The organism is Variovorax sp. GW821-FHT10D07 (assembly GCF_059415325.1).
Genome location: NZ_JBWKMZ010000007.1, coordinates 345,664 through 363,904, shown reverse-complemented (window position 1 = coordinate 363,904; position 18,241 = coordinate 345,664). Strand labels below are relative to the sequence as shown.

Genomic DNA, 18,241 nt, shown 5'->3' with positions numbered 1-18,241 from the left:
TCTCACCGGCAGTGCATCCCGCGGTAGCGTGGGGCTGCAAACAAATAGCGAGATCGGGCCATGAATGGTGCGCCTCTGTCGTTTCCGACCCTGCTCGCCTACAGGCAGGCGCTCAACGAACTCGGCGACCGCCGCGGCGGCCATCGCGTGCTCGCCATCTCGGCCGCCAACATGCCCTCGTTCTCGGGCCGCAACGCCAAGCACGAGGGGCGCTGGCACCAGCACCACCGCGGCCAGCTGATGTGCATTGCCGACGGCCTGCTCCAGGTGCGCACCGAACGCGGCGCCTGGGCCGTGCCGCCGCGGCGCGCGGCCTGGGTGCCTCCCGGCGAGCGGCATGCCGTCAACAGCAACGGCGTCACCCACACCTGGAACCTCTACCTGTCGCCCGCGGCGAGCAAGGTCCTGCCCGACAGGCCGTGCGTCATCGAGGTCAACGATCTCGTCGAAAGCATCGTGGCGCGCGCCGTCGAGTGGACCTCGCAACCGGCCCTGTCCGCCGCGCAGGGCCGGCTGATGGCCGTGCTGATCGATGAACTGGCCGCGGCGCCGCACGACCGCATGCAGCTGCCGATGCCGCGCGACCGCCGGCTGCAACGGATTGCCGCGGCGATCCTCGACGACCCGGCCGATCCGCGCACGCGCGAGCAGTGGGCCGCATGGGCGGGCCTGTCCGCGCGAACGCTGAGCCGGCTGTTCCAGGAGGAGGTGCAGATCAGCTTCGCCCACTGGCGCGAGCAGGCGGTGCTGATGGCCGCCATGGAGCAACTGACCCAAGGCGCCAGCGTGGGCAGCGTCGCCGATGCGCTCGGCTATGCCACGCCCAGCAGCTTCATCGCGATGTTCCGCAGGCACTTCGGCGTGCCGCCGGCGCGCTACATCAAGGCCCAGTAAGACCCGCGTCGCCAGCCTGGCGCGATCTTCATGACAGCCGCAAGCGTCACGCCGCTGACACGCCCACGTCACCCCGTCTTCCTACGCTGCGCGCCTTCATCCTTTCGTTCAGCTTGCAATGAATTTCTCCGACGATCCGCGCGGTACGACCTCGCCGCGCGACGCCTCGCCTTCCACGCCGCATCCGGCCCCCGCTCCCGAATCCACCACGCCGCCGCGGCGCGACCTGCTCAAGCTCGGCGCCTCGCTGCTGACCCTCGGCGGCAGCGGCGCGCTGCTCGCCGCCTGCGGTGGCGGCGGCGGTTCGCCGGTGCTGGGCGCCCTGCCCGCGCCCGCCCCGGCAGCCCCCGCGCCGGCACCGGCGCCAGCGGTCGCCGCGAAGATCTCGAGCTTCGCGCTGGCCGTGATGCCCGACACCCAGTTCTACGCGCGCTACGCCACCGCGGCCGAGAGCGACCAGTACGACAAGCGCTTCGGCAGCGCGCCCTTCGCCGCGCAGACGAAGTGGATCGCCGACAACGCCAAGGCGCTCAACATCCCCTTCACCATCCATCTCGGCGACGTGGTCGACCAGGTCGGCAAGCCCGACCAGTGGAAGGTGGCCGATGCGGCGATGAAGCTGCTCGAGGACGCGAAGCTGCCCTACAGCGTGCTGGCCGGCAACCACGACGTGCTGCGCGACGTCGACTACGGCGTCGATCCGGTCGGCGGCACCGACGCCGACCGCGACCCGAGCAAGGAGCCCTACATCCAGTGGTTCGGCACCGAGCGCGCGAAGAAGCAGGCCACCTTCGGCGGACGCGACCCGAGCGGTTTCCACGAGTACCACGTGTTCGAGGCGCAGGGCCAGAAGTTCATGGTGCTGTCGCTGTCTTGGCGCATCTCCGCCGCGGGCATCGCCTGGGCGCGCCAGGTGATCGCGAAGAACCCGACCCTGCCGGTGATCCTGTCGAACCACCAGCTGCTCAACATCGATGCCGACGGCACCAGCCCGCTCGAGACCGACTACGGCAAGATGCTGTGGGAGAAGCTGATCCGCGACAACGACCAGATCTTCATGACGCTCAACGGCCACCACCACGGCGCCGCGCACCTCACGAAGACCAACGACTTCGGCCACAAGGTCGAGGAGATGGTGGTGGACTACCAGATGGCCTACCAGGGCGGCAACGGCCTGATGCGCCTCTACGAGTTCGACCTGACGAACAAGAAGATCAAGGTGCTGTCGTTCTCGCCGTGGGTACCGCAGAAGCCGGCCGCCACGCTCAACACCTTCGACCAGGCGGTGCTGACCACGCCCAACGAGGCCTTTGAGATCGAAATGGATTTCGCGCAGCGCTTCGCCGGCTTCAACAAGACCTTCGGCAGCGGCAGCGCGGTCATCGAGGGTTCGCTGGTCGACAAGGCGCGCGCGATGATCCTCGCCAACTACAAGGATCCCGAGACCGTCGCGCAGCGCCCCGCCGCCGACGCGGAGGACTATCCGAAGGTCGCGAACACGCTGGCGCACTGGCGCTTCTTCGGCGGCGCGCTCAACCAGCCGGTGCTGCCGGGCACGGTGGTGGCCGACGTCACGGGCAACAACCCGCTGCACCGCGATGCGCTCGACCAGGGCGGCGTGAAGGGCGCGGCCAATGGCGACGTGGTCTGGACCGACGACCGGCATCACCTGTCGGCGGCGCCGGGCTCGGTGCGTTTCCTCAACACCAACAAGAACACGCCGCGCCTGAGCTACTTCCTCACCGACGCCAGCGCGCCGATCAATGCGCAGACGCTGGAGAACGGCTACACGGTCGAGGCCTTCGTCAAGATCGACAAGAGCTGGACCAGCGGCAACCAGGCGTGGATGAACATCATGACGCGCGACGGCCGCCGCGGCGACCTCGCGGGCTATGCGGGCGGCGACGGCGAATCGCCGCCGATGCTGTTCGCGATCTCGAGCCTGCGCGAAGTGCAGTGGGAGGTGGTGCCGAGCCCCGCGGGCCGGCGCGAGCCCAAGGCCAACTGGTCGGGCGAGGTGATCGCCGACCGCTGGGTGCACATCGCCATCGTGAACGACCCGGTCTCGCACGACACCACCATGTACGTCGAGGGCGCACCGGTGCTGCGCAACGCCGCCGCGATCCCCGGCCTGGCCACGCTGTCGGCGAGCTCGCCCTGGGTGGTGGGCGGCGGCTCGTGGGACGGCGACCGCGCCGATGGCTTCTTCGGCAACATCGGCGAGGTGCGCGTGGTCGCGGCGGCATTGACGCCGTCGCAGTGGCTCACCGCGCGGCGCTAGGCGCTACGGGCGCGAGACGACCTCAGGCCGTGGCCGGAAACGCTTCCGGCCTGCGGTCCGCCCACGGCGCCTCGCGCTCGATCTGCCCCGCGAGCTGGTACAGCGTGTCCTCCGCGCCGAAGCGCCCCGTGAACTGCACGCCGATCGGCAGGCCTTCCTTTGACCAGTGCAGCGGCACCGACATCGCGGGGTTGCCGGCCACGTTCCAGATCGAGGTGTAGCCCGTGTGGCTGCGCGCGATGGCCTTGTAGGTCGCGAGGTCGGTGCTCTCCATGTCGACCTCGCCGAGCTTGTGCGGCGGCGTGGCGCAGACGGGTCCGAGCAGCACGTCCCACTTCTCGAACTGCTGGCCCAGCGCGCGGCTCGCGCGCTGCAGGGTCTGGATGGCGTTGAGGTAGGTCTGCGCGCTCACCTCGCGGCCGGCCTCGGCGAACAGCGCGGTCACGCGCTGCAGGTCGCGGCCGCTGAAATCGCGGCCGAGCTGCCGGTTGCGGCGCAGCAGCGAGGTGTACATGCTGGCGTGGATGATGTCGGCGCGGCACTGCAGGTACTCGTCGTCGGAGATCACGTCATCCAGCGCAGGATCGACCCACTCGACCTGGTGGCCCAGCGATTCGCACAGCTTCGCCGCGTTCTCGACGCCGGCGCGCACCTGCGGATCGAGCGTCACGGCCTCGAAGGACTTGAGCGAGACGGCGATGCGCAGGCGCTGCGGATCGCGCTTCGTCAGCTCGAGATACGAGGCCGCGGGCGGCGGTGCCCAGTAGGGATCGCCGGGCGCGGCGCCCTGCGAGACGTCGAGCAGCACCGCGCTGTCGCGCACCGAGCGCGTCACCACGTGGTGGATGGTCATGCCGGCCCAGCTCTCGCTGATGTGCGGGCCGAGCGGCACGCGCGCGCGCGTGGGCTTGAGGCCGAACAGGCCGCAGTGCGAAGCGGGGATGCGGATCGAACCGCCGCCGTCGGCCGCGTGCGCGCTCGGGATGATGCCGCCGGCCACGGCCGCGGCCGCGCCGCCGCTCGAACCGCCCGTGGTGTGCTCCAGGCTCCACGGGTTGCGGCAGGGGCCGAACATCTCGGGCTCGTTGGTGGCGCTGATGCCGAACTCCGAGAGACTCGACTTGCCGAAGATCACGAGGCCGGCGCGCACGTAGCGCTCGGCCAGGGTGCTGTCGATCGGCGAGCTGAAGTCGGCGAACAGGCGCGAGGCGCTGGTGGTCTTGGTGCCGGCGTAGAACACGCCCAGGTCCTTGAGCAGGAAGGGCACGCCGCGCAGCGGGCCGTCGGGCAGGCCCTGCGCGATGCGGTCGCGCGCGAGATCGAAGAAGCGCGTGGTGACGGCGTTGAGCACGGTGTCGCGCGCCTCGGTGCGGGCAATGGCCTCGTCGAGCAGTTCCTCGGCCTTGAGCTCGCGGCGGCGGACCAGGTCGGCCATGGCCACGGCATCGAGCTTGTCGTATTCGGCAATCATCGGTATCGCTTTCCTTGTGTGAGTGGATTTGCAGTCAGCGGAAATGGCAGGCCACCCATTGGCCCGCCGTCTTTTGTTCGAGCACCGGCTCCTCCTCGGCGCAGCGCGCCTGCGCCATCGGGCAGCGCGTGTGGAAGCGGCAGCCCGAGGGCGGCGCGGCCGGGTTGGGCGGATCGCCCTTGAGCAGCCGGCGCTGCGTGCGCACGCGCGGATCGGGCACGGGCACCGCCGACAGCAGGATCTCGGTGTAGGGGTGCAGCGGCGCGCTGAACAGCGTGTCGCGCCCGGCGATCTCGACGATCTTGCCGAGGTACATCACGGCCACGCGGTGGCTGATGTGGCGCACCACCGCGAGGTCGTGCGCGACGAACAGGTAGGCGATGCCGAACTCGGCCTGCAGGTCGGTCAGCAAGTTGATCACCTGCGCCTGCACCGACACGTCGAGCGCCGACACCGGCTCGTCGCAGACGATCAGCTTCGGGTTCAGCGCCAGGGCGCGCGCGATGCCCAGGCGCTGGCGCTGGCCGCCCGAGAACTCGTGCGGCAGCTTCTTCATGGCCTCGGGCCGCAGGCCGACCTTCGAGAACAGCCAGGCCACGCGCTCGTTGCGCTGCGCGCCGTTCGACTCGCCGAAGTTGCGCAGCGGCTCCGCCACCAGCTCGCCGGCGGTCATGCGCGGATTGAGCGAGGCGTAGGGGTCCTGGAAGATGATCTGCATCTCACGCCGCTGCTCGCGCATCGCGCCCGCGTCGAGCGAGAGCAGGTCGCGGCCGTTGAGCCGCACCGTGCCCGAGGTCGGCTCGATCAGCCGCAGGATCGACTTGCCGGTGGTGGTCTTGCCGCAGCCCGACTCGCCGACCAGCGCCAGCGTCTCGCCCGCGGCCACCGAGAAGGACACGCCATCGACCGCATAGACCTTCGAGGCCTTGCGCCGCGAGATCCACGAGCCCGGCGACTGGTAGTGCTTGCGCAGGTCGCGCACCTCGAGCAGGGGCGTGCCCGCCTCGGTTGTCGCGTTCGTGCTCATGCGCCGGCCTCCTGCAGCAAGACAGCCTGGGCCGTCGGTACTTCGGTCTGGCGCACCAGCTCCTCGACATGGAAACAGGCCGACAGGTGCGACGCGCCCGCGCCGTGTTCCTCGAGCGGTGGCACCTCGTTGCGGCAGCGCTCGCTCGCGAAGCCGCAGCGCGGCGCGAAGGCGCAGCCGTGCACCGCCTCGTGCGGCGAGGGCACGATGCCGGGGATCTCGGTCAGCCGCGCGCTGTGGGTGTTCATCGAGGGCATCGAGGCCATCAGCGCGCGCGTGTAGGGATGCAGCGGCCGCTCGAACAGGTCGAGCACGTCGGCCTCCTCCACCTTGCGCCCCGCATACATCACGACCACGCGGTCGCAGCATTCGGCCACCACGCCGAGGTCGTGCGTGATCATCACGATGCCCATGCCGAGCTCGCGCTGCAGGCCGCGCAGCAGCTCGAGGATCTGGGCCTGGATCGTCACGTCGAGCGCGGTGGTCGGCTCGTCGGCGATCAGCAGCTCGGGATGGCAGGCCAGGGCCAGCGCGATCATCACGCGCTGGCGCATGCCGCCCGAGAGCTGGTGCGGGTACTCGTTCACGCGCCGCTGCGGCTCGGGGATCTGCACCAGCCGCAGCATCTCGGTGGCGCGCGCCAGCGCCTCGCGACGGCCCACCTGCTGGTGCAGCATCACGGTCTCGGCGATCTGCCGGCCCACGGTCAGCACCGGGTTCAGCGAGGTCATCGGTTCCTGGAAGATCATCGAGATGCGGTTGCCGCGAATGCGGCGCATCTCGGCCTCGCCGAGTTTCAGCAGGTCGGTGCCGCGGTAGCGGATGGCGCCGCCGGCGAAGCGCCCGGGCGGGGTCTGGATCAGCCGCATCACGGACAGCGCCGTCACGCTCTTGCCGCAGCCCGACTCGCCGACCACGCCGACCGTCTGGCCGGCCTCGACGCGGTAGGAGACGCCGTGGACCGAGCGCACCTCGCCGGCCAGGGTGTCGAAGTAGGTGTGCAGGCCGTCGATCTCGAGCAGCGGCGCATCGCCCGCGCGGTGCGCCGCGCCCTTGGCGGCCAGGGGGGTGTCGTTCATGGACATGTCCTCAGAGCTGGCGTGCCACGTGCGGGTCGAGCGCATCGCGCAGGCCGTCGCCCAGCAGGTTGATCGCCAGCACCGTGAGACCGAGCAGCAGGCCCGGGAACACGATGGGATAGAACACGATCGCGATCAGGTTGCGGCCTTCCGAGATCATGTTGCCCCAGCTCGGCACCTGCGGCGGCACGCCGACGCCGAGGAAGGACAGCGCGGCCTCGGCCAGCACGGCCGACGCGGCGATGAAGGTGGCCTGCACCAGCAGCGGCGCCAGGATGTTGGGCAGCACGTGCCGCCACAGGATGGTGCGCAGCCGCGTGCCCAGCGCATGCGCGGCCTCCACGTAGAGCCGCTCGCGCAGCGACAGCGAGAGCGCGCGCACCAGCCGCACCATGCGCGGCACCTCGGGCACGGTGATGGCGACGATCACCGTCGTCAGGCTGGCCTTGGTGAGCGCCATCAGCGCGATCGCCAGCAGGATGCCGGGGATCGCCATCAGGCCGTCCATCACGCGCATGATCGGCCCGTCGGTCCAGCGCACGAAGCCCGCCAGCAGGCCGAGCAGCACGCCCAGCAGCGTGGCCAGCAGCGCCACCGAGGCGCCGGTCACGAGCGAGACGCGCGCGCCCCAGACGGCGCGGCTGAAGGTGTCGCGCCCGAGCGCGTCGGTGCCGAAGTAGTGGTCGGCCGACGGCGGCTTCATGCGCGCAATCGGGTTGATGGCCTGCGGATCGTGGGTCGCGATCCACGGCGCGCCCAGCGCGGCCGTGACCACCACCAGCAGGATCAGCACGCCGAGGATCAGCGTGTAGTGCTTGCGCAGCAGCCGCAGCGCCGGCGAGGGAGGGCGCCGCGCGGCGCCGGGGTTCAGGATGGCTTCGGTCATTCGCGGGGCCTCAATAGCGGATGCGCGGGTCGAACAGGCTGTAGCTCAGGTCGACCAGCAGGTTGATCAGCACATAGGCCGCCGCCGACAGCAGCAGCAGGCTCTGGATCACCGGGTAGTCGTGGTGCTGCACCGCGTCGACCACCAGGCTGCCGAGTCCGGGGATCGAGAACACGGTCTCGGTGACCACCACGCCGCCCAGCAGCAGCGCGATGCCCACGCCGATGGTGGTGACGATCGGAATCGCCGCGTTGCGCAGCGCATGGCCCAGCACCGGCAGCACGCCCAGGCCCTTGGCCCGCGCGGTGCGGATGTAGTCCTCGTGCAGCACCTCGAGCATCGAGGCGCGCGTCATGCGCGTGAGCAGCGCGGTGTAGAGCAGCCCGAGGTTCAGGCACGGCAGCACCAGGTGCCTGAGCCAGGGCAGCACGCCCTCGGCGATGCCGCGGTAGCCCTGCACCGGCAGCCACTGCAGCTTGAGCGCGAAGGTGTAGACCAGCAGGTAGCCGGTGAGGAACACCGGCATCGAGAACGCACACACCGCGAACACCATCACCAGCCGGTCGATCCAGCTGCCGGCGCGGTAGGCCGCGAGCACGCCCAGCGGGATCGACAGCAGCACCGCCACCAGGATGGTGAAGAAGGCGATCGACAGCGTGGCGCCGATGCGCTGGCCCAGCAGCTGCGACACCGGCATCTGGTTGAACAGCGAGACGCCGAAGTCGCCGCGCACCACGTTGCCGACCCAGACCACGAACTGGTGCCACAGCGGCTGGTCCAGCCCCAGGGCGGCGCGCGTCTGCGCGATCTGCTCGGGCGTGGCGAAGTCGCCGACGATCAGCAGCACCGGGTCGCCGGGGGCGAGGTGGATCAGCAGGAACACGATCACCGACACCACCAGCATCACCGGCACCGTGGCGAGCACGCGCCGGATCACATATTCCATGCCGCGGTCCCCTTACTTCTCGACGTTCCACATGATCGGGATGCCCATGCCGAACAGCTCGGTGCCCTTCACGTCCTTGCGCGCCGCGAAGGTGGCCGGGTACTGGCCGTAGGGGATGTAGGGCGGCGCTTCATAGAAGCGGCGCTGCAGGTTGTCGACCAGCTGCTTGCGCTTGGCGGCATCGCCCTCGCGGATCCAGGCGTCGCGCAGTTCGTCGATCTTGGCGTCGCAGGGCCAGCCCGGCACCACGCTGCCCTTGCACGACGAGAGCACCCAGCCGTTGGTCAGCGGCGTGTCGACGTCGGCATTCTTCGAGGCCGTGAGGTAGAGGCTCCAGCCGCCTTGCGCCGGGCCTTCCTTCTTGTAGACGCGCGCCAGCACCGAGGACTGGTCCATCACCTGCACGTCGAGGTTCAGGCCGGCCTTCTTGAGGTACTGGATCCAGATCAGCGCGGCCATCGACTGCGTGCCGTCGGTGGGCTGCAGGAACACGATCTTCTCGCCCTTGTAGCCGGCCTCCTTGAGCAGCGCCTTGGCCTTCTCGAAGTCCTGCTTCCTGAACGTCTCGGCGCCCGCGGCGGTCTCGTTGGGCGCGCCGCACATGAACACGGCCGGGCAGTAGAAGGACTTGCCGGGCTCGGGCGTGAAGCCCATGCCCGCGAGGATCTCCTCCTGGTTCACCAGGTGCATCAGCGCCGCGCGCGCCTTCGGGTTGTTGAACGGCGGCGCCAGCGTGTTGGCCACCATGAACGGCTGCCAGATGCCGGTCTGCGCCAGCCGCACGTTGGCGTCGGTGCGCAGCGCGGCCTGGTAGTCGGGCGGCACCACGTTGACGATGTCGACCTCGCCGTTCTTCAGCGCCGAGGTGGAGGTGTTGGCATCGGGCATGTAGCGCCACTCGACGCGGTCGAGCTTCACGCGCTTGCCGCCGGCCAGGCCGTCGGCCGGCTCGCTGCGCGGCACGTAGTTGGGATTGCGCACGAACACCATGCGGTTGCCGGGGATCCATTCGTCGCGCTTGAAGATGAACGGGCCCGAGCCGATGGGTTCGGGGATCGGCGCGTCGGGGAAGGCCTTGGCCTGCTTCTCGGGCACGATGAACAGCGTCTTGGCGGCGAGGATCAGCGGCACCTGGCCCATGCCTTCCTTGAGCTGCAGCGAGAAGGTCTTGTCGTCGACCACCTTCCACTCCGCGCCCGAATCGGCCAGCAGCAGGCCCATGGTCGCGCGCTTGGCCCAGCGCTGCAGCGTGGCCACCACGTCGGCCGATGTCACGGCGCTGCCATCGGAGAACTTCAGGCTCGGGCGCAGCGTGAAGGTCCAGGCCTTGTTGTCGGGCGACTGCGTGAAGCGCTCGAGCATCTGCGGCTTGGGCTCGCCCTTGCTGTCGCGCGAGAACAGCGTGTCGAAGGCCATGTAGCCGTAGTCGCGCGTCACGTAGGTGTTGCTGAACAGCGGGTCGACCACCTTGAGGTCGTTGTTGATCGCCATGCGCAGGGTCTTGGCCGGCGCGGGTGCGTTCTGCGCGCACACGGCGGTCGCGGCCGCGCCCATCGCGCATGCCACCGCCCAGCCGGCGAGCCGTGCGTACAGGGGAGGGGAATTCTTCATGAGCCGGGTTCCTTTCAGGGGCTTCGAGGGTTCGTGGAAAAACGCTGGAAATCTCTCGATATGAAATTTGATACACGATATATCATGTGTCAAACGAAGACAATCCGGGCATCTCCCATGCAAGAGCTGTGCGCGCTTTCTCTTTTTTGCGCCGACCTTGCGGCAGGCGCCGTGCTCGCGATGCCGGCGGCGCTCGCGCGCCGCGGCTTCAGGCCGGTGTGAGCCGCGTGTGCGAAGCGGCCTCGGCCGCGACGGTGCGCCAGTCGTAGTGCATCGGCACCGTTTCCGCGCGCCGCCAGGTGTCGCTCTGGTCGGCGTAGTGCGCATCGCGCGGATCGCCGGCCGCGCCGTGGAACACGATCCAGCGGCAGGCCTCCCACTGCCCCACGTCGAACACGTAGCGCGCCAGCGAGGCGTAGTGCGCGTGCAGGCCCAGGTGCGGCAGGTAGCCGGTGGTGAAGACGGTTTCGTTGTCGCCGCCGATCGCGCCCATGTCGCGCGGCGCCACCAAGGGCTCGGCGGGGAACACCGGCGCCAGCGGATGGCGCAGCTCGAGCCGGTGCCGCTCGCCCCATGCCGCCACCGGCAGGCGCGCGACCTCGGCCAGGGCCTCTGTCAGCACCTCGTCCCAGCCCGCGCCGCCGAGCAGCGCGCGATCGTCGGCACGCAGCAACTGCGGCACGCACCAGCCGAGCTGGTAGTCGATCGCGAGGCCGGGCGGCACGGTGCGCTGCCGGCTCACGTCGAGCGCGGCGAGCCCGCTGCGCCGCGCCACCGCGCGCGCCAGCGCCATGCGCAGCGAAACATAGGCATCGGCTTCCTGCGAGTCGGCCTCGAGGCGCGCGTCCCAGGCCACGAGGCGGTCGCGCAATGCACGCGACGGGGCATCGGCCAGCGCCAACGGTGCGAGCCGCGCACAGATTTCGCGCGCCGGCAGGCTCAGCGTGTCGCGGTGCACGGCCTCCATGCCGGCGACATCGGCCGCTTCCATCGCCGCCAGCAGCTGCCAGATGCGCTGCGCGCGATGCGGCGGATGGCAGTCGGTGCAGAGATAGTCGTCGTGGCGCTCGACCACGCGGTTGTTGGCGGTGACGATGAGGCCCGCTTCGGGATCGATCTGGCGCGGCATGCGTTCCCAGTCGATCCAGCCTTTCCAGGCATGGCGGTCGAGCCAGCCCGGCACCGGCAGCCAGCCATTGGCGGCCGCGCGCCGCGGCACCTTGGCGCGCACATGGTGGCCGATGTGGCCCTGCGTGTCGCCGGCCACCAGGTTGTGGTCGACCAGGCCCCAGCCGCGCACCGACTCGAACAGCGCATCGACGCTGCGCGCCTCCATCATCGGGCGCATGCAGTCGAGCGAGCGGTCGGCCTCCACGTCGGCCGAGTGGCGCAGCACCAGCGCGCTGCCGCTCTTCGCATCGCCGGCCACCACCGGGCCGCGCGCGGTCACGAGGATCTCGCAGTCCACGTCGGCCTGGCCGCGCACGCGGATGCGTTCCACGCGGCGCTCGACCTCGGCCCATTGCGCATCGCCGCCGCCGGGCGCGTCGCTGCGCAGGTAGCGCCGGCCCTCGTCCGCGAAGCGCTCGAGGTAGACGTCGGCCGTGTCGACGAAGGCCACCGTCACGCACCACGCCACGTCGGGGTTGTGCGCGAAGTGCGGAAAGCCCGGCACGCCCGGCGAGGTCAGGCCGATCACGTCGAAGGCATCGCAGGCCAGGTGGCACTGCAGGTACATGTTGGGCATGTCGAGCACACGGTGCGGATCGCCGGCCACCAGCGGCCGGCCGCTGCGCGTGCGGCTGCCGTGCACCGCCCAGTTGTTGCTGCCGCCGCCGGCCGCTTCGGTGTCGGCCTCGCCGATGAAGGCCGAGATGGCATCGGCCAGCTCGGCCATGTCGGGCGACAGGCGCCCGGCCAGCGAACCGGGCGGCAGGCAGACCAGCTCCTCGCCGCCGTCGTCCATGCGCAGGCGGTCGATCGCCTCGGCGCCGATCACCGGCAGCGCGATGGCGCGCCACAGCTTCGGATAGACCGAGTTCAGCAGCAGCCCGGTCTGGCGCAGCACCGCGATGCTGTGCCATTCCTCCCAGGGCTCGGGCGTCTCGCCGAGCAGCGCGTACTCGGGCGACAGCTGGCCCTCGGCGATGAAGGCGTTCACGCCCGCGGTGTAGGCCGTGAGCATCGCGCGCGCGGGCGCGCCGAGCGCGGCGAGGTCGCGGCGGCTGCACTCGGCCAGGCCGAGCCGGCGCACCAGCATGTCCATCGGCAGCGCGGCCGGGCCGATCCATTCGGCATAGCGGCCGATCGCGCGGCGGCGCAGCGCGTCCATCTGCCACAGGCGGTCGCTCGCATGCACATGGCCAAGCGCGAAGAAGGCGTCGTCGGCATTGGCGGCGCGCAGATGCGGAATGCCCCAGGCATCGCGCCACAGGTCCACCGGGGCGTGCAGTCCCTTGAGCGGGCGGGTCGGGTTCATCGGGTGGCGCTCCTTGTCTCGTTCGTTCTGTGTGTGTGCGGGAGCCCGCCCCTCAATCCATGCGCAGCGCGGGCGGCGCCATCCGCAGGAAGGGACTGAGGCTTTCGTAGAGGTGGGTGAGCTGCAGCACCGACAGGTCGTCGCGCGGGCGGCCGATGATCTGCATGCCCATCGGCAGGCCGCGCGCATCGAAGCCCACGGGCAGGCTGATGACCGGGCAGCCCGACAGCGTGCCGGGCGTGACCACCTCCATCCAGCGGTGGTAGCTGCTCATGGCACGGCCCGCGATCTCGCGCGGCCAGTGCTCTTCGATCGCGAAGGGAAAGACCTGCGCGGTCGGCAGCGCGAGGAAGTCGTGCCGCTCGAACAGGCCCAGCAGGCAGTCGTACCAGGCGGTGCGGTCGAGCGCGGCGCGGTAGAGGTCGTCGGCCGAGAGCCGGCGGTACTGCTCGATCTCCCATTGCAGCTCGGGCTTCTGCAGCGCGCGCGAGGCCGGCACGTCGTAGTGCGCGCCATGCTTGCCGCCGATGATGAACTGGCGCAGCACGGTGAAGGCGTGCCAGACGCGCTCCCAGTCGAAGTCGGTACGCACCGGTTCGACCCGCAGGCCCGCATCGCCGAAACGCGCGAGCGCCGCTTCGCACAGCGCGAGGATGCCGGGCTCGAACGGCAGGTGGCCGCCGAGGTCGCCGAGCCAGCCGATGCGCGCACCGGCGAAATCTCGTTCGAGGCGGTCGTGCCAGTCAGGCACCGCGCCGTCGAGCGACAGCGGCGCACGCGCGTCGTAGCCCGACTGCACCGACAGCAGCAGCGCCAGGTCGTCGGCGCTGCGGCCCATCGGGCCCTCGGTGGTCAGTTGCCCGGCGAAGGCATCGCCGCGCGGCCAGAACGGCACCCGCCCCTGCGAGGGCCGCAGCCCCAGCACGTTGTTGAAGGCCGCCGGGTTGCGCAGCGAGCCGCCCATGTCGGCGCCATCGGCCACCGGCAGCATGCGCAGCGCGAGCGCCACCGCGGTGCCGCCGCTGGAGCCGCCGGCGCTGAAGCGCGGGTCCCAGGCATTGCCGGTGGCGCCGAACACCGGGTTGTAGGTGTGCGAGCCCAGGCCGAACTCGGGCACGTTGGTCTTGCCGATGAAGATGGCGCCGGCCGCGCGCATGCGCTCGACCATGATCGCGTCGGCCGCCGGCAGGTGCTCGGCGAACAGCGGCGAACCGAAGGTGGAGCGCAGGCCGCGCACCGGCGCCGTGTCCTTGATCGCCTGCGGCAGGCCATGCAGCGCGCCCAGCGCGTCGCCGCGCGCCACCGCCGCATCGGCCGCGTCGGCCTCGGCCAGCACCTGCTCGCGCTCGACGCGCGAGACGATCGCGTTGAAGCGCGGATTGAGCGCATCGACCTGCTGCAGGAAGGCGCTCACCACCTCGCGCGACGACAGCGCGCGGCGCCGGATCAGCGCGGCCAGCTCGCGCGCGGGCAGCCGGCAGAGCTCGGGCACCAGCACGGTGTCGCTCATCGCGTCTTCTCGCCCGACGCCAATGCCTCACGCACCGCGTCGGCGATGCCTTGCGCCGTGAGGCCGTGGCGCTCGAACAGCCAGGGCATCGACGCGCCCTGCGCGAAACGGTCGCGCACGCCCAGACGCACCAGCCGCGTGCCGGCACCGGCCTCGGCCAGCACCTCGGCCACGGCCGAGCCCAGGCCGCCGACGATCGAGTGGTTCTCCACCGTCACGATCAGGCGCCGGCGCGCGAGTTGCCGCTGGATGAAGGCCTCGTCGAAAGGCTTGAGCGTGTGCGCGTTGGCCACGGCGACCGCGATGCCCTGCGCGCGCAGCGCGCGCGCCGCCGCCTTCGCGGGCTCGACCATCAGGCCGCTCGCGACGATCAGCGCCTCGCCATCGCCGTCGTCCAGCGGCTGGATGCGGCCGAGCTCGAGCGGCTCCCAGGGCGTGCCTTCGGGCAGGGCCGCGGACGCGCGCAGCAGCCGCAGGTACACCGGCCCCTTGTGGTCGGCCGCGGCACGCACCGCGGCCGGTACCTGCGCCGGGCCCGAGGGCTCGATCACCGTCATGTTCGGCAGCGCGCGCATCAGCGCGATGTCGTCGATCGCCTGGTGACTCACGCCGAGGATGGTCGACAGGCCCGGCAGGAAGCCGACGATCTTGACGTCGGTGCGCGGGTAGGCGACCTGCATCGCGATCTGGTCGAAGGGCCGGCGCGTGGCGAACACGCAGAAGGTGTGGACCCAGGCCTGCAGCCCGCTGCGCGCGAGGCCGCCGGCCACGCCCAACATGTTGGCCTCGGCGATGCCGGGGTTCAGGAAGCGCTCGGGGAAAGTGTCGCGGAAGATGTCGGTCTCGGTCGACGAGGTGAGGTCGGCCGACAGGGCGACGATATTCCGGCGTTCGCGCGCGAGTGCCAGCAGCGCCTCGCCGTAGTAGCGCGGCACCGAAGATGCGCCCGTCGACTGCGCGGCCGACATCGCGGTGTGGGCACCGCCCTGCGTGAAGTCCTCGACCTCGAGCGTGCGCGCCGGCGCCTTGATGTTCGCGTTCATGCCATCTCTCCCAGTTCGCGCAGCGCCGCGTCGGCCACCTCGGCCGGCAGCTTCGCGTTGTGGCTGATCACGCCCTCGAGCAGGCTCACGCCCTTGCCGGGCACCGTGGTGGCGACGATCATGGTCGGCCGCGCGGTCTGCCCGCGCGCGGCCGCGAAGGCCGCGAGCAGCGCCTCGAGGTCGTGGCCGTCGAGCTCGATCACCTGCCAGTTGAAGGCGCGGAACTTGTCAGCGATGGGCGAGAGGCGCAGCACGCTGTCGGTGTGGCCCTCGACCTGCATCCAGTTGAGGTCGAGCACCACGCAGAGGTTGTGCAGGCCCTCGGAGCCCGCGAGCATCGCGGCCTCCCAGACCTGGCCCTCCTCGAGCTCGCCGTCGCCGAGCACCACGTTCACGCGGTAGCCGATGCCGCGGATGCGCGAGGCCAGCGCCATGCCGGCGGCCACCGACATGCCCTGGCCCAGCGAGCCGAAGGTGCCTTCGACCACGGGGCCGAGCCGCTCGGAGACGTTGATCTCGAGCGCCGAACCGTCCTTCACGTAGTCGTCGAGCGAGGCCGAGGGGATCATGCCGCGCAGCGCGAGCGCCGCATGGAACAGCGCAGAGTTGTGCGCGGTCGAGAGGATGCAGCGGTCGCGCTCCTCCCAGCGTGCGTCGGCGGGGTCGATGCGCGCCTCGTGGAAGTAGAGGATCGCGAAGATCTCGGCGGCGCCCAGGCCCTGCTGCACATAGCCCTGGCCATGGCGGCGCACGAGCTCGATGACCTGGCGGCGCAAGGTGTGCGCCACGCGCCGGAGTTGCGGCACGGGCAGCGCGAGGCGGTCGCGGCGTTGCCAGTCGGGAGGGAATGCCGTGGGGTGCAGGGCGCTGCCGGGGTCCGTCATGTCGGGCTTTTCTTTCTGCTGGAAGGGGGTGGCTGGTTGCGCAGCGCGAGCAGTTCCTCGGCGCGCGCGGGATTGGCGTCGATTTCCTTCAGCACGCGCACGAAGTCGCGGCCGCCCTCGATCAGGTCGTCCTCGATGGCCTTGCGCACCATCGCCGTGTCGCGCTGCTGCAGCCCGCGCAGCACGTTCACGTGCTGGTGCTCGGCGTCGTAGGTCGGATGGCCGTGCGGGTAGAGGAAGTTCAGCATCGGTCCGACCTGCACCCAGATGCGGTCCAGCAGCTCGGTGAGCTGCGGCATGCCCGAGTGGCGGTAGATGCCGAAATGGAAATCGAAGTTGTGCTGCAGGGCCGCGCGGTAGTCCTTGGTCTTCTCCGCGCGCACCAACAGGCGATGGCTTTCCGTCAGCTGCTTGATCGTGGCGTTGTCGAGCAAGGGCACGGCGCGCTCGGCCGCCAGCGGCTCGAGCGCGAAGCGGATGTCGCGCAGCTCGAGGTACTCGGCCAGCGTGAGCTGGCGCACACGGATGAAGTAGCCCTCCTTCATCTCGAGCGCGCGGTCGCGCACGAGCTGGATCAGGGCCTCGCGCACCGGCGTCTCGCTGGTGCCCATGGTCTTGGCCAGGTCGCGGATCTTCAGGCGCTGGCCCGGCTGGAAGGTGGCCGACATCAGCTGCTCACGCAGATGCTCGTAGATCTGGCTCGCGAGGTTGGTGCGTTCGACCACGTTGATGACGGGGGTTGCCATGGCTTCTCTCTCCTTGAGTGCGGGTGCGTGAATCGCGCGGCTATTGTGGCGTCGGCGTTTCAGGGACTCACACGGGGGAGTGGCTCAGCGGTGGCCGAAGCGCGCTGCGACGGCGGCGAAGGCCGCGTCGGTGGCCTGCAGGGCCCGATCGATGTCTTGCACGGTGTGTGCCAGCGACAGGAACATGTTGTGCTTGGGATGCAGGTAGACGCCGCGGCGCAGTGCCTCGACCGTGAACACCGCCCCCTTGTCGAAGCCCGGGTCTTCGTCGAACAGGATCAGCGGCAGCGCCGCCGGACCCGTCTGGCGCACCGGCACGCCATGGCTCGCGGCCTGCGCGGCGATGCCGTCGCGGAAACGCTGGCCCATGGCCCGCACATGGCCCACCACGTCCTGTGCATCGGCCACTTCGATCGTCGCGAGGCCCGCGGCCATCGCCACGCCGCCCGACCAGAACGAGCCCGTGGTGTAGATGCGCGTGGCCGCTTCGCGCAGCGCATCGACACCGGTCACGGCCGCGAGTGCATAGCCATTGGCGATCGACTTGCTCCAGGCGCTGAGGTCGGGGCGCACGCCCACGGTCTCCCAGCTGCCGCCCGCATGCACGCGAAAGCCCGCGCGTACCTCGTCGAGGATCAGCGCGGCGCCGGCCTGGTCGCAGAGTTCGCGGGCACGGCGCGCGAACGCGGGCGTGGGCAGCTCCTGGTCGATGCCCAGGTCGTGCTTGAAGGCCGCGCAGACGATGGCGGCGAGGTCCGAACCCGCCTGGGCCACAGCCGCCTCGAGACTCGCGATGTCGTTGTAGGTGTAGTGGATCAGGTGCGCGCGGTCCTCGGGCGTGATGCCCTGGGGGATCGGCGTGCACCAGGGATCGGCACCGTGATAGGCCTTGGTCGCGACCAGCACCTTGCGCTTGCCCGTGGCCGCGCGCGCCACCATCAGGCACACGGTGGTGGCATCGGTGCCGTTCTTCTGGAACAGCACCCAGTCGGCATGGGCGCTGCGCGCGACGAAGCGCTCTGCCAGTTCGACGAAGCGCGCCGTGGGGCCGTCGAGACAGTCGCCCAGGGCCTGCTGCCTGCGCGCCGCCTCATCGACCACCGGATGGTGATGGCCCAGCAGGTTCGGACCCCAGCTGCACATGAAGTCGATGTATTCGTTGCCGTCGACGTCCCAGACGCGGCAGCCCTGGCCGCGCTCGAAGAACTGCGGATAGCCCGCGGGCAGCGAGGCCGCATTCAGGTGCCCCGTCATGCCGCCGGGCACGACCTTGGCGGCGCGCTGCCGGAGCTGGAGATCGTGACGGTTCGACAAAGGGGAAGAGGCGGCGGAAGACACGGACGGCATGCGGGATCCTTGGCTGCTTTTTCGAAGTTTGACACAT

At 70.4% G+C, this 18,241-nt stretch carries 14 protein-coding genes; 2 read left to right on the top strand and 12 right to left on the bottom strand.

From position 1 onward, the window contains the following. Nucleotides 1-60 precede the first annotated feature (60 nt). Both AC07PU_RS22255 and AC07PU_RS22250 read left to right on the top strand, forming a co-directional pair. Nucleotides 61-894, top strand: coding sequence for an AraC family transcriptional regulator (locus AC07PU_RS22255; protein WP_495320579.1), 834 nt, complete (start codon nucleotides 61-63; stop codon nucleotides 892-894). Between the two features lie 118 nt (nucleotides 895-1,012). Next, nucleotides 1,013-3,175, top strand: coding sequence for a LamG-like jellyroll fold domain-containing protein (locus AC07PU_RS22250; RefSeq protein WP_495320577.1), 2,163 nt, complete (start codon nucleotides 1,013-1,015; stop codon nucleotides 3,173-3,175). A 22-nt stretch (nucleotides 3,176-3,197) separates the two neighbouring features. Here AC07PU_RS22250 and AC07PU_RS22245 read toward each other — a convergent pair whose 3' ends face one another. The 12 genes from AC07PU_RS22245 to AC07PU_RS22190 form a co-directional block, all read right to left on the bottom strand. Then, complete coding sequence (locus AC07PU_RS22245; RefSeq protein WP_495320575.1) at nucleotides 3,198-4,646, bottom strand: amidase; 1,449 nt, start codon at nucleotides 4,644-4,646, stop codon at nucleotides 3,198-3,200. 34 nt (nucleotides 4,647-4,680) lie between these two features. After that, nucleotides 4,681-5,673, bottom strand: a complete 993-nt coding sequence (locus AC07PU_RS22240; RefSeq protein ID WP_495320573.1) for an ABC transporter ATP-binding protein — start codon at nucleotides 5,671-5,673, stop codon at nucleotides 4,681-4,683. Then, the gene (locus AC07PU_RS22235; RefSeq protein WP_495320571.1) at nucleotides 5,670-6,752 is read right to left on the bottom strand and encodes an ABC transporter ATP-binding protein; all 1,083 of its coding nucleotides are present in this window, start codon (nucleotides 6,750-6,752) and stop codon (nucleotides 5,670-5,672) included. The genes AC07PU_RS22240 and AC07PU_RS22235 overlap by 4 nt, the downstream gene beginning before the upstream one ends. Before the next feature lie 10 nt (nucleotides 6,753-6,762). Then, complete coding sequence (locus tag AC07PU_RS22230) at nucleotides 6,763-7,638, bottom strand: ABC transporter permease (RefSeq protein WP_495320569.1); 876 nt, start codon at nucleotides 7,636-7,638, stop codon at nucleotides 6,763-6,765. Nucleotides 7,639-7,648: 10 nt separating this feature from the next. Then, nucleotides 7,649-8,584, bottom strand: coding sequence for an ABC transporter permease (locus tag AC07PU_RS22225; protein WP_495320567.1), 936 nt, complete (start codon nucleotides 8,582-8,584; stop codon nucleotides 7,649-7,651). A 12-nt stretch (nucleotides 8,585-8,596) separates the two neighbouring features. Next, a complete protein-coding gene (locus AC07PU_RS22220) occupies nucleotides 8,597-10,195 on the bottom strand; it encodes an ABC transporter substrate-binding protein (RefSeq protein ID WP_490875576.1) in 1,599 nt (532 codons plus the stop codon). Between the two features lie 208 nt (nucleotides 10,196-10,403). Next, nucleotides 10,404-12,674: a penicillin acylase family protein gene (locus AC07PU_RS22215; protein WP_495320564.1), complete on the bottom strand. Its 2,271-nt coding sequence runs from the start codon at nucleotides 12,672-12,674 to the stop codon at nucleotides 10,404-10,406. Nucleotides 12,675-12,726: 52 nt separating this feature from the next. Beyond that, nucleotides 12,727-14,184 carry an amidase gene (locus tag AC07PU_RS22210; RefSeq protein ID WP_495320562.1) on the bottom strand — a complete coding sequence of 486 codons (1,458 nt, stop codon included), beginning with the start codon at nucleotides 14,182-14,184 and terminating at the stop codon, nucleotides 12,727-12,729. Continuing rightward, the gene (locus AC07PU_RS22205) at nucleotides 14,181-15,227 is read right to left on the bottom strand and encodes a transketolase family protein (protein ID WP_495320560.1); all 1,047 of its coding nucleotides are present in this window, start codon (nucleotides 15,225-15,227) and stop codon (nucleotides 14,181-14,183) included. Before AC07PU_RS22205 ends, AC07PU_RS22210 begins: the two co-directional genes overlap by 4 nt. Continuing rightward, nucleotides 15,224-16,111 carry a transketolase gene (locus AC07PU_RS22200; RefSeq protein WP_495320558.1) on the bottom strand — a complete coding sequence of 296 codons (888 nt, stop codon included), beginning with the start codon at nucleotides 16,109-16,111 and terminating at the stop codon, nucleotides 15,224-15,226. Before AC07PU_RS22200 ends, AC07PU_RS22205 begins: the two co-directional genes overlap by 4 nt. After that, complete coding sequence (locus AC07PU_RS22195; RefSeq protein ID WP_093355890.1) at nucleotides 16,108-16,857, bottom strand: GntR family transcriptional regulator; 750 nt, start codon at nucleotides 16,855-16,857, stop codon at nucleotides 16,108-16,110. The genes AC07PU_RS22200 and AC07PU_RS22195 overlap by 4 nt, the downstream gene beginning before the upstream one ends. 84 nt (nucleotides 16,858-16,941) lie before the next feature. Further along, on the bottom strand, nucleotides 16,942-18,204 hold the full coding sequence (locus tag AC07PU_RS22190) for an aminotransferase class III-fold pyridoxal phosphate-dependent enzyme (RefSeq protein ID WP_495320555.1): 1,263 nt from the start codon (nucleotides 18,202-18,204) through the stop codon (nucleotides 16,942-16,944). Nucleotides 18,205-18,241 lie beyond the last annotated feature (37 nt).

What these genes read in the sequence shown, in the direction of transcription:
- AC07PU_RS22200 (WP_495320558.1), bottom strand. Translation starts at nt 16,111, where the DNA reads ATGACGGACCCCGGCAGCGCCCTGCACCCCACGGCATTCCCTCCCGAC.
- AC07PU_RS22245 (WP_495320575.1), bottom strand. Translation starts at nt 4,646, where the DNA reads ATGATTGCCGAATACGACAAGCTCGATGCCGTGGCCATGGCCGACCTG.
- AC07PU_RS22255 (WP_495320579.1), top strand. Translation starts at nt 61, where the DNA reads ATGAATGGTGCGCCTCTGTCGTTTCCGACCCTGCTCGCCTACAGGCAG.
- AC07PU_RS22220 (WP_490875576.1), bottom strand. Translation starts at nt 10,195, where the DNA reads ATGAAGAATTCCCCTCCCCTGTACGCACGGCTCGCCGGCTGGGCGGTG.
- AC07PU_RS22195 (WP_093355890.1), bottom strand. Translation starts at nt 16,857, where the DNA reads ATGGCAACCCCCGTCATCAACGTGGTCGAACGCACCAACCTCGCGAGC.
- AC07PU_RS22240 (WP_495320573.1), bottom strand. Translation starts at nt 5,673, where the DNA reads ATGAGCACGAACGCGACAACCGAGGCGGGCACGCCCCTGCTCGAGGTG.
- AC07PU_RS22230 (WP_495320569.1), bottom strand. Translation starts at nt 7,638, where the DNA reads ATGACCGAAGCCATCCTGAACCCCGGCGCCGCGCGGCGCCCTCCCTCG.
- AC07PU_RS22225 (WP_495320567.1), bottom strand. Translation starts at nt 8,584, where the DNA reads ATGGAATATGTGATCCGGCGCGTGCTCGCCACGGTGCCGGTGATGCTG.
- AC07PU_RS22205 (WP_495320560.1), bottom strand. Translation starts at nt 15,227, where the DNA reads ATGAACGCGAACATCAAGGCGCCGGCGCGCACGCTCGAGGTCGAGGAC.
- AC07PU_RS22235 (WP_495320571.1), bottom strand. Translation starts at nt 6,752, where the DNA reads ATGAACGACACCCCCCTGGCCGCCAAGGGCGCGGCGCACCGCGCGGGC.
- AC07PU_RS22190 (WP_495320555.1), bottom strand. Translation starts at nt 18,204, where the DNA reads ATGCCGTCCGTGTCTTCCGCCGCCTCTTCCCCTTTGTCGAACCGTCAC.
- AC07PU_RS22250 (WP_495320577.1), top strand. Translation starts at nt 1,013, where the DNA reads ATGAATTTCTCCGACGATCCGCGCGGTACGACCTCGCCGCGCGACGCC.
- AC07PU_RS22210 (WP_495320562.1), bottom strand. Translation starts at nt 14,184, where the DNA reads ATGAGCGACACCGTGCTGGTGCCCGAGCTCTGCCGGCTGCCCGCGCGC.
- AC07PU_RS22215 (WP_495320564.1), bottom strand. Translation starts at nt 12,674, where the DNA reads ATGAACCCGACCCGCCCGCTCAAGGGACTGCACGCCCCGGTGGACCTG.